The sequence below is a fragment of the Paenibacillus sp. BGI2013 genome, assembly GCF_002843485.1.
GTDB lineage: Bacteria > Bacillota > Bacilli > Paenibacillales > Paenibacillaceae > Paenibacillus > Paenibacillus amylolyticus.
The window spans coordinates 91654-107484 of sequence record NZ_PJFA01000008.1; the positions used below are offsets into that span (position 1 = coordinate 91654).

At 37.7% G+C, this 15831-nt stretch carries 7 protein-coding genes; 2 read left to right on the forward strand and 5 right to left on the reverse strand.

Going from position 1 to position 15831, the window contains the following annotated elements; all coding sequences use genetic code 11:
* The first annotated feature begins 17 nt into the window (after positions 1-17).
* Positions 18-371: a hypothetical protein gene (locus CXK86_RS19870; protein ID WP_100526668.1), complete on the forward strand. Its 354-nt coding sequence runs from the start codon at positions 18-20 to the stop codon at positions 369-371.
* 132 nt (positions 372-503) lie between these two features.
* Here the strand turns inward: CXK86_RS19870 and CXK86_RS19875 are convergent, their stop codons facing one another.
* From CXK86_RS19875 to CXK86_RS19890, 4 genes are all read right to left on the reverse strand, one after another.
* Positions 504-1886, reverse strand: coding sequence for a helix-turn-helix domain-containing protein (locus tag CXK86_RS19875; RefSeq protein ID WP_101314346.1), 1383 nt, complete (start codon positions 1884-1886; stop codon positions 504-506).
* 315 nt (positions 1887-2201) lie between these two features.
* Positions 2202-2447 carry a hypothetical protein gene (locus CXK86_RS19880; RefSeq protein ID WP_101314347.1) on the reverse strand — a complete coding sequence of 82 codons (246 nt, stop codon included), beginning with the start codon at positions 2445-2447 and terminating at the stop codon, positions 2202-2204.
* Positions 2448-2582: 135 nt separating this feature from the next.
* Positions 2583-10025 (reverse strand): fibronectin type III domain-containing protein, encoded by a 7443-nt coding sequence (locus CXK86_RS19885; RefSeq protein WP_144029811.1) that lies wholly within the window; start codon positions 10023-10025, stop codon positions 2583-2585.
* Between the two features lie 835 nt (positions 10026-10860).
* Positions 10861-11907: a hypothetical protein gene (locus CXK86_RS19890; RefSeq protein WP_144029812.1), complete on the reverse strand. Its 1047-nt coding sequence runs from the start codon at positions 11905-11907 to the stop codon at positions 10861-10863.
* 279 nt (positions 11908-12186) lie between these two features.
* On the opposite strand from CXK86_RS19890, the gene CXK86_RS19895 reads away from it, so the two are divergent.
* Positions 12187-13239 (forward strand): PDZ domain-containing protein, encoded by a 1053-nt coding sequence (locus CXK86_RS19895; RefSeq protein ID WP_101314350.1) that lies wholly within the window; start codon positions 12187-12189, stop codon positions 13237-13239.
* A gap of 418 nt (positions 13240-13657) precedes the next feature.
* Here CXK86_RS19895 and CXK86_RS19900 read toward each other — a convergent pair whose 3' ends face one another.
* Positions 13658-14197, reverse strand: coding sequence for a hypothetical protein (locus CXK86_RS19900; RefSeq protein ID WP_101314351.1), 540 nt, complete (start codon positions 14195-14197; stop codon positions 13658-13660).
* Between the last annotated feature and the right edge of the window lie 1634 nt (positions 14198-15831).

Genomic DNA, 15831 nt, shown 5'->3' on the forward strand with positions numbered 1-15831 from the left:
AGAAAGGCGGTCCAGTGATGTCTGAACGTAACATGGATAACAATAACTCCAGGAAAATTGTAATACTGAACGAATTAACTGAAATTTTAAAAGCACGTGAGCCTATGGATTATAGTGAAATCAATCCTGCTCTAAATCCAAATGTAGATGCTGAATACATAGCTAGCTTGGATGAGAAGAAAGAAGTTGAAGTTAAAGCACTACAACAAGCTTGGGAACAACTTGAAGAATTACTATTCAATGATTTACAAATTACACTACAAGAGAAAAATCAATTAGTTACCTATCTTGGCCAAAAACTTAAAGAAGACAAACAGAAGCAAAAAAGTCGTGCTAAATCACGTACACAAGTTTGGCGATCAAACGAATGATAATTGACAGTAGAAGCAACTTAGGGGTTATCTCACCAAGATGCTTCTATTTTTTTCCGCTAGGTTGGTTAGTGAGTACACCAACATTTAAAAACGAGATCTTGAGTCATTCACTAAGTCCAATGGATTTCCTTAATACCGTAAGTGAGGAAGAATCGAAAAACTATTCTGACTAAAATACGCCTGTTCATGAAGATTATCATTAAAAATGCTAAGAGCCTCTTCATATATCGTACCCCTATTGTCAGGACTGTTTAACTTCCCGAGTTGATATAAAATATGTGCTTTTTGAGGTGAGCGATCAGACCCTTGAAAAAAGCTGAGTGCCTTCTCAAGAGCACAGCGCTCCTTTATCGCATCTTTGCTAACTTCTCTAATAAGCAACGCTTCTAGTACATATGCTCGGTATCCTTCAGAGAACGAATATTCCTTAATGTATTCCTTACATGTGGCAAGTATACTCTCCGCTACGAGATATTCTTTTTTTTCTATTTCCAGCTCTACTAACATGAAAAGACATCTTACTTTCTGGGACACAATGTTTTCGGGAACTGTAACAGCAGTAACCTCTCTTAAATATTGAAACATATCTTCAATAATAAGATGTGGTTTAACACGATACATTACAAAAATGAACTCTAGTGAATTAAATAGACTTGCTAAGTCGCGTTGTCTTTGAAACCAGTTCATCGAACGAAATAACAAGTTTCTAGCATTCTCATATTCTTCTTTGAGCCAATAGGTTATGGATAATAGGTAGAGTGCATGATAATAAACCTGTTCGCTTCTTCCTTCAATTGTTTCAATACAAGTTTGTACGTGATATTCGGCAAGATCCATATAACCGATGTGTATATAGATAAGAGTTAAGTTATAATGTACATTCGAAATATCTAAACTAAGAACCCTGTCATCTTTTTCAACGAAGTTTAAAGCTTTTTTAAGTGTTGTGATCGCATCTTTAATATGACGCTCCTGTAACTGAAGCGACGCAAGAGCATTATAGGTGCGTATCTTTACTTCAACGCTATCTTTATCATAGACTTCAGCATTAATTACTTCATTATAATACTCCGAGGCCATGTCATAATCCAACAGCTCTCTATAGTATTCTCCCCAAAGAAAGTTAATGTGTATTATCATTTTCTTAAATGATAGTATTTCTATATTTTCTTGCAGTTCATGAAGAGAAGTTTTCAACCCGTCCAATAAACCTACGCTGAGACGATGTTTCGCTAAGCTTATTTGCTGTCTAATATTTTCTTGTTCCGTTATATATTGATCCGATTCATCTATAATAAATAACTCAACCGGTTCTTCTAATGCACCTGCAATGTCAACTAATTCCTCAAAGGGAAATTTAGCTCGTTTACCCTTTTCGATGTTGCTCAGTTTACCTGTAGCATAACCTAGTTTATTGGCGAGATCGATAAGTGTATATTCTTTTCTTTTCCTAATTTCACGGATTTTTCTCCCTACTGATTCGGGATCAAGAGCTCTCTCTCTTTCCAGCATTTAATTCATCCTCCAACAAACAGATCACTATTTTATCATTATAGCGCTTATCGTTTTTTCTGTAACTGTCATCCACTTATGCTCATATTTTAGAAGTTCTCTCTGATCAAAATAGTCTTCAAAGGCACCACTTGAGGAACCAAGGAGAATTCTGTGGGAAAACCTCATAAATAAATTGGAGGAACGTGGAATTATGCCGTTTGGTACAGGTATGAATGTTCTAAGGTGGCAATTGCTTTCGATTTATTATTTTCATAGACCCTATTGTATCTAACGATATCACTCGAGATAGTCAAACATTAATCTCGGAAATATTTATTTCCTTACTTTTATATTAATCATAGGTTGATCATCGATTAACGTTTGAATTCTACATTGGATATTTTGTATTTCTAAGTTCAACTGTTCTTCATCTTCTCTCTGATTGCATGAGATACGATCATCTGAGTAGTATGAGGCAAAATAGCTCAATTCTGATTCTAGAAGACTAAGTACTAATTGGAGAAACTCAATTTCGCTAAGTTCTTCCTTATGGTTTGATGGAACTTTATGTAGGGTCAAGTGATTACCTCCTAATTCAATAGGTGGAGCACCCAGAAATTGAAAAAACCATTTCAAGGTGCTCCTTGTCGTAACCTAATGAATTTTCATTTTACCATTTTCATACTTTTGGTGCATTAGGAAATGTTAACCTTCCTATTGTGACTTCTTGTTATTATTCTCCAAATCCTTGTGGACCACTTCCATCAATCTGAAAATTAGTGCTGCTGCCTCAGACCGAGTGAGATCTTTCAACGGACGAAACGAACCATCTTGATACCCGTTGACTAATCCTAATTCAGATAGGTAGTTTACTTTATCAGCTGCCCATCCTGAAATTTTGGTCTCATCCACAAATTTCTGCTGTTCACTAGTTCCTGAAGCGTTCATTCCTCTCAACACATTAGCTAAGATCACCGATGCTTGTTCTCTTGTTATAAGTTCATGTGGTGCGAACACTTGGTTTCCCATACCGGCTATAACCTTATTTTTAATGCCGGCTGCAATATATTCTGCAAACCAGTCTTCTGGGCTTACATCCTTAAAAGTCCCTTTGTATTCTGCCGACTCAATTCCCATTAAACGGACGATTAATGCAGTGAATTCCGCTCTTGTGATCGCACGTTGCGGCTCGAATTTAGTTTCGCTAATCCCTGAGATTACTCCTTGTTGCGCCAAGAATATGATCTGTTCCTTATTAAAAGTACTGTCTATGTCTTCAAAGAACACTTGTTTTACAGGCGGAGTTGGTACTACCTCAAGATCAGCAGGTACATCTTTAATTGATTCTGTAGGTTTTGATACAGGTTGCCCGCTGAAATTTCCTCCAGAAGGTGCGAGGAAGCCCAAAGTCCGAGCAGTGATCTCTTTAACTTCACTCCGGTCAGAATTCTCGTTCTCTGTCCAAGCTTCCATCAAATACACTGTTCCCCCACTAAGATTTTTCAGCGTAAAGTGCTGATCCTTTCCTCTATATACTTCTGTCCCATGATGAGCAAGAACGAAAATTTCGTTGGCGGATGGGAGCGTCCAGGTGAAATCAACTTCATTCGTGGTTTTACCTACAGCTTTTACCTCGAAATCTCCACTTGGTAGCGTCTCAAAGATCGGCACATCGATCCCCTTAGCTTCACCAACTTCATTAAATGGAACTATTCGGTATGTTCCGTATTTCGTAGAGCTGCGAAGTCCAGTCAATGAGAATGATGTGTTCTCCGTGGATGTAATGATTGTATCATCATCATATAGGTTGTATCCTGTTGCACCTATAACAGGCTCCCAAGAAATCTCTACTCCATCGACATCTCTTTTATCAATAGATGGAGAGATGGTCATATCAGCGGGTAGTGTTGTTGCATCTAATGCAAAACCTTCCTCACTTATACCCGTGTCATTTAAGGTTCTAATGAAGTATTTATATGTCTTTCCTGGCTCAAGGTTTTCATCATTATATACAGACTCCGTCACTGTAACTTGGCCGATTTCCTCTCCACCTCGTTGAACAATGTAAGCTGTAGCCCCTTTTACCTTACTTAAAGCAAAATCTAGAGATACTCCATTCGATGTAGATGTGTAACTCACAGTTGGAGGAGCTGCAGGTAATGTAAGTAGAGAATGAGTAAATTCTTCTGATCGATCTCCTTGGCTGTTCTCCGTGATAAATGAAACCTCTTCGTTTGTTCCCGCTCTTAATTCAGTTAGAGTGAAGTTAGTTTCTTGTCCTCGGTAAACTTCCTCGCCCTGATACTCAATGACCATAATTTCATTCTTCAATGGAAGAGTCCATGAAAGCTCCGCTTCCGTTGTTTTAGGTTTTGAATTCACGATCAACCCTTTAATTACTGGGAGCGTCGTAAATTCTTCTACCGAGAATGCTATGGCGTCGCCTGCATTGTTAAATGGAACGACACGAATATTATGGTACGTTTGTGCACTGATTAAATTGTCCACTGATGCACTAAATTCGGTCGTTATAGTAATTAATTCTGAGTCAAAATAAACTTTGTACCCCTCTGCTCCCTGAATTTTATCCCACGAGATCGATACACTATTATCTGATACAGACAGAACTTCAGCTAATTTTGAAGATGTAGCTGGAACAGTCCTTGCTGTTAGTGCAAATCCTGTTACACTCTCACCTGACTTATTTGAAGTTTTGATAACATAGGTGTATTCTTCTCCAGCTTCCAATCCGTCTTCCTTAAATGAAGTTTCATTCAACGAGATTCGTCCAACTTCTTTTCCTTCACGTTCAATGATATACTCTTCAGCCCCACGAACAGCACTCATGGATAAATCGATAGTTAAGGAGGTGTCCGTTATACCACTAATAGTGGCTGTAGATGGTGCTGTTGGTTTTGTTAAGCTTGTAAACGTAAGAGGCTCGGATTCAATACCTTCTATATTAAAAGAAGTGATGGTAAACGAATAAATTGAACCCGCATTTAAGCTAGGAATGATGTTCTCCAAATTCGAAGTTGAATATTTATCGCCCGTTTCATTATTTAAAATTTGATAAGAGACAGCTCCCTTGACTGGAGACCAAGTCACGTTAATTTGATTCGTTTCAGGATGAACTACAATAGAGTTCTCATTTACGACTTCTGTCTTTGTCGTAACTTGAACTGTCCTAACCTCTCCTGCTCCACTAGTGTTCTCCCCGTGAATCGAATAACTGTATTTTGTACCTGGAAGAAGTCCTTTATCTGTGTATCTGATGTCTGATGAAGGAATCTTCGCAATAAGTACCCCATTACGTTTAATCACATATGTGTCAGCTCCTGTTACTTGTGTATCAGAGAGATCAAGCGTTAGTGACTCTTTCTCGATGTCTACCGTATTCACGTTAACGGGTTTTCGTGGCAGCGTCTTAAATCCAAATTTTGAATTTTTGGAACTGACACCAAACTCATTGACAGCATGAATCACATATTCATAATTCGTTCCATCCGAAAGTCCGGTTATTTCGAGAGAAGTCTCCGTCCCTTGATACAATACGTTGTCGTCGTGCTCAATAATATATTCAATTGCTCCGACTACGGGTTCCCAATTCACTTCTGCTTTATACGTTGCTGGGGAGGACTGAACATTTGTAACGAATGAAGGTTTAGTCATCCATACATAAGCAGTCTTCTGACTTTCACCTGTTTGATTTACTGCCTGAACAGTAAATGTATGCTTTGAGCCTGGAATAAGATCATTAACTTCGAATTCTGCCGAGGTCGGAGTTCCGACAATTTGTCCATCCATAGAGACAATATAAGAAGTTGCGGTTGCTACTGTCTCCCAGCGAAGGCTTATAGTCGTCTCAGTCGTCTCAGTCACTTCAACTTGATTAGGCGAGTGAGGATTGGTTAAGAATTCGCCTCCCACAGAATCACTATAACCAGAGTTGTTGCCTGCTTCGACTGTGTAGCTGTATACATGACTACCTGAAAGCCCTGTAAGTTCTAGATGAGTCCCCGCCACTTCAAATGAACGGTCTCCAATCTTAAGTCGATATCTATCTGCCCCAGGTACGGGAAGCCATGAAACGGTAGCACTTGTTTCACTTATTGAATCTGACTTTAACTCTTGTACTTTATCAGGTACGGTGATAGAGCTTGCCGAAACAGATGAACCTTGTCCACTCTCATTCACTGCCAAAACTTCAAAGGAATACGATGTTCCCGGTGCAAGATCTTGGACAACAGCTGTGGTTTGTTCACTAGGGACGGTTAAATACTCTCTACCTTCATGAACAATCACATAGTGGTCAGCTCCTCGAACTGCCTGCCATGTTAAGCCCAGCGAATGTTGAGTCGGATTCACGATTTGTAAACCTTGTATTTTACCAGGTAGCGTAATCAGCCCATTTAAAGTAACTGTCTCGCCCGTTCCTGTTTCATTGGAAGCACTTAGTCCGTATTGATATAACGTCCCTGATTCAAGACCAGCATCTGTGAAGGTAAGTTCAGGTCCTTCAAATAGCGATTCATCATCTCTATTCAATGAGTAATAGGTTGCTGAAGTAACCGTATCCCAACCAAGTGTTATTTTCGTTTCCTCTATTTGTACACTTGCAAAATGACCAGGAGCAGATGGTAAAGATAAGAAACCAGCATTTCGACTAGAGCCTTCTCCGGATTCATTTATAGCAATTACACTTACGGAATAGACTGTTCCTGCAGAAAGTCCACTTATTAACTGTGCACTTGTATCATGCACGATTTGATCAGAAACAATTTGATTGTTCCTATCTCTCGCTATGACTCTGTAGGAAGAAGCACTCGTCACGGGATCAAAGGAAACACTCGCCTGACTATAATCAGTTCCAACCTTTTGAATTACAACATTTTCTGGAGCAAGTGGTAGTGTGAGTGTAGAAACAGTACTTGAGAAGTCACTATGTCCAACATGATTCATGGCACGCACTCTGTATTCATACCTGTTTCCACCTGATAGAGCTTCATCTAAAATCTCATTTGAAGGGTAGTCTAGACTCCAAGTTTGACCTGTTGTTGTGTTTTCAATTTCAAATTGATACCCATCTGTGAGTACATCTTCAGGTAGATCAAACGAAACCTTTGCGGTCCCTTCAGAGACATTTGTTACCTTTAAATGTTCAGGTACATCGGGCAACCTTTGTAGCCTGAGCGGGGAAGTCACGGTAGTGAATGAATTCCCTGCATTATCTTGTACTTTGGCATGCACGTACCATGTCCCTTCAGAATTAATCGTAACTATTTTTTCATTTTCATCAGCCGAATCCCAACTTACGGGTTCTTCAGCACTGTTAGTGATTTTAAAATATCGTTGATTTGGATCCACTCCTGAGTGTAAATCAGAGTAACTAATAGAAACGTCAATGTTTCTGTCCGTCCAATCTGTAGTATTTGGAGTAATTGAAATTGACGGGTCAAGGTTATCAATAAATACTTTTTTGACAACTTCTTCTCCTACATTGCCGACTGCATCACGTGCTCTTACTGTTAAAGTAGTAATACCGTTATCACGAATTGTTCCAGTACTTCCTTTCACGAACTCGGTATCATTGATTTTATATTCGTAATGGATTGGATTATGATCTGTACTTCCATTAATAGAGAACGTCACCGAATCCTGTGTCCAGGATGATTCACTCAATAAGACTTGAGGAGTTGACGGAGCCGTCTTATCAATCTTTGCCAGAGCTGATGACAATGCTCCAACATTACCTACGTTGTCCACCGTTCTTGCAAATATTTCAGTTTCACCTTCTGCTGAAATGGTTTCTTCGGCTACATAATCAACCCAGGCTCCTGTAGCTCCAAACCGATATTGCGTCTTAGCAGCTCCGCTACCCTCATCTACCCCATCGGTAATAGTGAATGTCACGTTTTTGTTGGTCCACTCCAAATCACTCAATGTTAACTTCGGTGCTGTTGGACCAGTTTTATCGATTTTAGCTTCAACCACTGCTTCAACACTTATATTTGAAGCATTATCGATGGAACGTCCGTAAATTTCACTTCGTCCTTCCGTAGTAATGGAAAAGCCTTTTGTATAGTCTTTCCATTCACCCCCGGGACCGATTTTATACTGGATTTTTTGAACACCACTGAGATTATCCGTACCAGGAGATAACGTCACATTTACATCTTTATTGGTCCAGCTAGAAGGATCCAATGAGAAAATAGGTGCTTCCGGAGCAGTTTTGTCTATACGAGCTGTTGAAGAGGAAACAATGCTTGTATTTCCAAAGTTGTCTATTGTTCTAGCATAGATATCCTGAAGACCTTCTTTAGAAACTTCAAATGGCTCTTTATAATCCACCCATTCACCGGTTGATCCGACTTTGTATTGACTTTTCTGTACACCACTTAAGTCATCTGTTCCGTTTTTTACGGTCACTATTGCAGATGTATTAGTCCAACTTGAAGGAGCAACCGATACTTCAGGTGCAGTCGGTGCCTTGGTATCCTTAATGATTTGGCCCGCCGCAGTATATGCTGTTGCAATTCCCCCTCCATTTACCGCACTGACAAACACGTTATATTTCCCATCTGCAACTCCGTCCAATGGAATATTCAGCGTTGTCGCTGTCGTTGTCCCAGATTTTACAACTTTGCTATCTGCATCACGTAATTCATATTTGTATGTAGTCCCAGTTGGGTTTCCATTCGCTGACCATTTTACGGTTGGTGAGTTTCCTGTCTGCGTGACAGTTGCTGAAGTTGGAGTATTAGCATAGGTATAACTACTAGTTTGAGTAGAATAATCCGTGTAAGAACCACTAGAATTTTTAGCTCTAACTTTAAAGACATAATTGGTATTAGGTGATAATCCAGTAACCGTTGCTGTATTAGCAGAACCTGCATTAATCGTTTGGTTCGTCGTGACATTGAGTAACTCATAGGTCACAGCTGACTCGTTCTCTTTTTTGTCCCAGGTGACCGTAAGACCATTGGTAGAAGTTGAACTGATTACGGGCTGACCCGGAACAACAAAACTTCTTATAGTAAAATTGACTGTGTTTGCTGTAGAAACGCCACCTTTATCATCCATAACCCACACCTGTAAGGAGTGAGCGCCATCCGATAGGGTTGAAGGCAGTGTATAATTACTGCTAAATTGTTGATTAGATCCATTGGCCGTCAATGTAGAAAGAACATTTTCGGCCCCCCCATCTATAGACCACTTCACAGTCAGTAGGTCACCAATATCCGTATCTTTGGTAGTACCGGCAATCTGAAGTGTTTGGCCTTTGTAGTAAGATTGGTTAGCAGCTGGAGAACTTAAAGCAAATGAGGGCGGTGTATTCTGTGGGCCAATTCCCACAATGGTTGAGACTTTCCTCGATCCGCCGCTTGAAACGGTCTGCTTATCCCACCAAAACTGTGCAGCTGTATCCCCTGCAGTAATCTGTTGACCCACGTAATAAGAGGAAGGAGGACTGCCGCCTGTCAAGCTGGCGTTTGCTGGACTCTGATAAGCTCCCATAAAAACTCGATCTGCGTTTACTACGTTGTATGTGTTTGCGTAAAAAGCAGTGATCTGCACCCCACCACTGTAATTTCTCCATCCATTTTGAATCACTTCAAACGGTGAAGCGTCATTACCGTTCACCATAGTATCCCAATAAAAGGTTCCACCTAGATTTTGATTACCACTACCTCGATTGACTGCCTCTAACTCAACCTTCATGTATCCACCTTGTGATGTTGCATTAACAATCGACACACGTAGGATAAATTCAACATTATCTTTTTGACGTGACATTTCAATAATATTGTCATTAATTCTAAAGTAATTTAAAGGTAGCGAGTTAAAATTGATTCTTTCCCCGTTATAGTCCAGGAACGTTGAAACGTTACCGGCATTGCTGCCATAAAATACGTTGGTGTTTGGTAATAAAATAATTCGGTAATTACCCTGATCGTTCATTTCCACTTTTACTACGGAAGATTGAACAGCTTTTAATGATGTCGTGTTGGAAACAACAGAAATAGTATCTACTGCTGCATATGCAGCGGGTGTAAATACGCCGGTTGCCACTAATGGGGGTGCAAGTAAAGCTAAAGCTAATACCACTTTAGTAGCTTTTTGTGCTGCCTCCCTAACTTTCCTTCTCTTCTTCAATAGATCTCCCTACCCTTCTAACTGTAAAAACAAAAAAAGCACCTCAATATTGGTGGTTAACCAATATCGAGGTGCTTCCCCGTTTCTACTATTAAGTTATTTGTATTATAAGCCATGGTCATACTGCTGTAAATATATTGTCTTAAACCCATGTTGTTTTTTATGAACTGAAATTGTATTAACACTTCATCTCAGTGCTTATTCAACCAGCCTGATACACGATTATTAACAAATCTCTGAAATGAGATTGCTTTGTAGAGCTACCTGAGTCCATTTTTTCTTAGAAAATCAATAATATTTTTGTAATGCTTGGGTACTAATATCCGTGATTATAGTTGAAACTACTGAAACTCTACATCATTTAAAATACTTAGCAGCAGTTATGACATCATACACATGAATGGCTCCACGAGTTATTATACGATTATTCTTTTTCAAGGATACTCATCGGATCTCCTATTGTTCTATTTCTGTAACAATCGGGCCTTACATTGCATTGGCAATACTTATGACTAAAAATAATACCACTGCGAAGACGAATCCATACCCAAGTACGTACAAGGTAACTCTCGATAAAACCTTAATCAACCGATAAGAGATATAAAGCAAATTCATTAACAGATAACTCATATAATTCTACCTTTCTTTAGAAATAAGAAAACGCACCTACCCAATATGGGCAGATGCGTGCTTCGCATATATTTTATTATGTTATCTTTTACTGTATCATCCTTCATACAGTCTATCAACTGAACCTTCACAAAATATAGAACAACGTTTTAATTCTCGATCAACTTTGAGTTGTATTCAATTAAACTTCATTATTCAGTATATCTCATTTCTCCAATTGTTTTCGTTCCATAAGTTGTTTGTAAATCGAAGCAGATCTTCTAAGAAGATCTGAAGGTATTCCTTCTTCACTCATTGTTGTAGAAGAGTGAACTGGTAACACTTCCTCTTTTGTTTCGATTCTTTTATATTTGTCCAAAATAACTATGTCGTGAAGCAACCATAAGCTTCCTGATTGTCTTAGTAATCCTAATTTCTTATATCTCTCTAGGGATCCTCTTGAGTTATCCCGGCGTATGGTTCCCTTAGGTAGACCATGTTTCTTCTCTGCTTCAGATGTAGTCATTACTTCTGATATTATCTTTTTGCACTGATTACAAATTGTGTAGTTTCCAAAAAACGTTGGAATACCATTCTCTTTCAACCAGACATTACATTGAGAGCAACGAAAGGGTAATCTTCCACCTTTGATTCGATCTACTTTACTTTGTAAATCTTGAATTTGTGCTTGTAAGCTAAAGATTTGAGTATGCAAATCTGGGATTAAGGTTCGCATCCCTTCCATAAATTTTTTTTGTTCTTGGAGTTGATCTAAGCGATTAATCAATTCATCAATCCAAGAATGTAGTAGGTTTGTTTTACGCCGGCCAGCTCGATAGTAGATCTCACCTACTACCTCGTGTATAAGCCAGAATTTTTCAGATTTTCGGATTAGAAACTGCGATTGCAGCATTTTAAGGGGACCTTCACAATCTTGTTTTACAGTCCCTGGGCTGTTGATGTCAAGATCTCGTTCCATTTCAGTAGTACCTTTCACCTGCTTAATCGTACATAAACACCTTGGACATATTAGGAGGCTTCCTTTGTCCCCAAGTTTAGCTGGTTCATCTTCGTTCCAAATAGGTTGCTTGCATAAATGGCAGTCTATCCGAGAAAATCTGAGGTTTAGTCTTTCTTTTCTCTGCTCAAAGCTTCTAATCTCTCCTTCGATACTAAATATCTGATAGGAGGCATCCGGGAGTATATCATAATTATCTATAAGGGTTCCAAGTGTAGCTCGAAGATCTTTTAAGCGTTGTTCATAATCATCCATTATATGCATATATCTCCCCCATCTCTACGGTTCACTATTGCATATATTATATTCGAAAACGCACCAACAAGAAATGAAGCCGTTAAATGATTTGCTTCTTTTACTGTTCCTTAACCGTGTTAAAAACTCATCTAATAAAGCATATCGTAAATCATCTATAGTATTATGTAGTTAATCATTAATGACATGAAGAATCGGGTTCTTCTCATTCCTTCTATATCAAATAGTTATTTTGTTATATTAGTTCCATTGCTAGTTTACAATACTGAGGTGATTCTCTTGGACATAAAAGATTACAAGGTGATTATTCTTTATATAGCTCCCTTGATTGTTGTTATCATATTTTTGGGTTTGTTGCTGCTTAAGCCTTTAAAGGTGCCAGAGGTTTGGACAGCACCTGGGAGTATTCTTTCAGTTGACCCTATTATCGATGCAAAAGCAATTCGCGAAAGCGCTAGAGCACATCCCACTAATCTTTACATGACTTACGTAAAAAAAACACAAATTAATTCTGTATGGGAGAAAATATTCCTCGGGTCTGAGGGTTATACAAGAACTTCTGTTACAAGGTCCTATTCCTCAGCTTCTGAAAGCAATAGTGACTTTACCGAGAGAGATTTATCTATTTTAGATAAAGAACTTTTACCCTATATGAAACATACTATCGTAAAGGCTGCAATGGTACATGAAAAGATTGATTTACCAGAAGAGATATCTAAGCCAGTTGTCGTTTTTCATCCAGAGAAGTTTAAAACAGGTCAAGATCTTAAGATTGGAGATGAAGTTCTGTTCATAGATTATATAGAAGTTGACTCGCCAGAAGATATTAATTTTTATCTGGAGAGTTTTAAAATCGGAGATACCGTAAACGTAATCGTTCATCGTGATACTAGCAACGTAGAGATTCCAGTGACTATAAAGGAACTGGATCGCCAAGGAAAAGCAACGTTAGGAGTTTATTTAAAAAACAAATTTGTCTTTAAAGGGTTATCTGTTGATGACGTTATCCATTTGGACAACAACTATTCAGGCGAGTCAGGGGGTTTCATGTTGGCATTGGGTTTAATACAGCAACTCGATCCGAATGTCGATTTGGCTAGAGGAAGAAAGATTGCTGGCACAGGAGGCATAACTAGGGGTGGTGATATTCAGTCAATAAGTAACCTGGATCTCAAATTGCTGACTGCAAAGAATGAAAAAGTAGATATTTTTATCTATCCTAAATATCAAGAACAAGAGGTTGCCAAAGCAAAAACTAGCTACAATTTAGAAAATATTAAACTGGTAGGGGTAAGAAACTTACAGGAGGCTATAAACTACCTCAGTCAATAACTGAATTGTTATAAATCCCTTTCCAAATTAAGAACGTTAATATCCAGCTAAATAAACCGATTATCTGACATTACTTGAAACTCTGCTAAAGTGACTTACATCTGTGATTCTGCATGTCCATATATAACTATAGAAATAGCCGTCACATAACTCAGTACAATTGAGAGACCTGAATGGTGTTTCTCAATTGTACAAAATAGATATTCTTAAGAAATGAAGTAGACCCTCAAGTCAAGCAGAACCAGGCCTCAACTCCCTATATTTCCTTCTTCGCCAATACCTCTTGTACTTAACATTTCTAACCCATTAGAACATGGATTTCTTCTATGATCTCCATGGCATGTGAAGAGTATTTTCTTCTCTCCCCCATACATTAGTAAGATTCATTTATTTCCTCCGTTTTTTCCTTCAGATGTTATTACCTCTCTTGAATTTTCCCATACAAAACCTGATCAATTTTATTCATTACCAACTGATAAGGTTCTACAGCTTCAGCAATTAATTGAGAATATTTCTGAGCAGTTTGATGCCCCTTTTTGTTTCCATCGTACATCATCACATGAGATTCTATTTCTAACGCAGCGATAACTGAATGGATTATATAGAGTGACATACTAAGATACAGATCATTAGAGGTACTATTAGTTTTGTGAATTGTTAATTCCTTATAAATAGTTGAGAATATGCTTAAATCAGACTCTTGGCTATCGTAATTATCAGTAGACCTCAACCATTCTTTAGCACAATTCACTCGATCTAAAATCATTCGGTTCCAAAATCCTAAATCATAAGAGTCTATTTTAATCCTAATGGATATATGAATACCTGGGATAAGCTTTTCTGCACGTAAATAATACATCGTATCTTGTATTGCTATTATTGACTGACTAGAGATGGATTCGATGTCTTGCTCTGCTTGATCTCGAACCTCTTGTGGGCCTCGTAATATCGGGTCCATGAATTCAACTCCTTAAGCCCTAAACTGAGTTAGAAACTAGTGAATGGTTAAACACAAAAAAACGCACCTTGCCCAAGATTGGGTAGATGCGTACTTCGCATATGGATTATTTGATTCTCATAAAGATAACATTATTTAATGTGTTTCTCAACACTGGATGTTGGAAAAGGTCTTGAATCAGGAAGGTCAAATAATTAATAGATATAACTATTCATTTCTAAGTGAAGAGATGAACAGAATCTTACTCCCAACACCCTTCCCCCAAAAATGGGTTCTGCTTATTCTGCTTATCAAAGGTTAAATAGAATACTTATATTACTGAATATATTATGTAATATTTAATTGTTCAATTATGTACTATTTTATCGAGTTCAAATTCCCGTATATTAATCGGGTTCATTAAATTATCTTTATGAGATAAGGAAGCGAATGCTAAACATTTAAATGCATTATTATTTTCCCGGAGCAAGAATAAATTCATCTTATGGTTAATGAATAATAATATATTACTGAACATAAAACTTAATACTTAAATCACTTTGCTCTATAGAATATCGTCTACAGCTTAAAATAGTAAGTATTATTGTTCAGTAATATTAACATATTATTTAAACTTAATACTTCTATTAATCGCACAACTAAGAAATGTCCAGCTCTTATTGATTTTGACTGTTGTTCATGTACAAGAGAAAAGTAAGGAATTTAGTAAGGAGAAATTTGTTACACAATGCAAACTTACTGAACTCAAATAGGAAAGTACGGAAAATTATCAATAATACTTCAACCAATCAGCAAAAAACATCACACGGCATTCTGCCGACGAAATTGCACCACCTTCAAGACAGAGCAATAAAAACGTATAAGAATAGATAGAGACACTAAATATCATAATGCTGGTTAAAAATCATACATAAGAGAGGTCTACTCGTGATGACTGTTGAGAAAATAAAATGGTATGGGAAACAACTTGTTTAATTGGGGCAATGGGTCCAACAAGCGAAATTTGTTCATTCTGTGGGAATAGATACAGAAATACTTTAGACATTCATATAGAGGTGTGCATAAATTCATTTCATGAAGATTGAGGATGTTAGTACGAGCCTAAACTCTTAACTGATGGCTACGAGAAATTCATTCGATCGGTACCGCTTCCCAACGCCTTCTCCATTTTTGACCGTTGTATAAGTAATCGGAGTTCAAACTGTTTAAATTTCCCTGAAGACTAAAAGCATTTTCTTCAATGTATCGATACTTTTATGATGAATAGCTATGTATATTTAAGGTGGTAACAGATATTTCATTTCATTGATCATTTATACTCTGAATATGCTACTTACGTGATACATAGAATAAACAGATAATGAACTGTCATACATAACGAAATGATACGTTATCGTATATCTGGAGATCCTATCATATAATTATTTACCGATTTTTCTGTTTTATTCTTTCCCTTCTTGATCTGAAGTAGCTCTCAAATCCTTGATAGCACTGGATTTACTAACGATCGAAACTCGGAATAAAGAGTTTATTATTAACTGATAATTATTAAGTGAAGAATTGATACGTTATCGCATTTTATAACATTCATTCATGTTTAAATCTATACCATTCTTATAGTTTATTCTTTCCCT